The 255-nt window shown below is 67.1% G+C and carries 1 protein-coding gene; it reads left to right on the forward strand.

Annotated elements, in window-relative coordinates:
* Positions 1–255: transposase (locus tag G3A44_RS23225; RefSeq protein WP_163460123.1), on the forward strand; the 255-nt coding region annotated here is incomplete at both ends.

Genomic DNA, 255 nt, shown 5'->3' on the forward strand with positions numbered 1-255 from the left:
AGACCACGGCCACCTGCACCAGCGCCATGATCGGCAACGGCCACGACTTCCGCTGTGGGCGGCAGTTTGCCGCCTGGTTGGGTTTGACACCGGGCCAATACAGCTCGGGTGGCAAGAGCCGGCTGGGGCGCATCACCAAAGCCGGCGACGCCTACTTGCGCACCTTGTTCATCATGGGTGCGCGCGCCATGCTGGCTGCAGCCGCAGGCAAGAAAGACCGCCTGAGCCTGTGGGCCACCACGCTGGCCGAGCGAC

Source organism: Ideonella livida (assembly GCF_010499455.1).
GTDB classification, from domain to species: domain Bacteria; phylum Pseudomonadota; class Gammaproteobacteria; order Burkholderiales; family Burkholderiaceae_C; genus Ideonella; species Ideonella livida.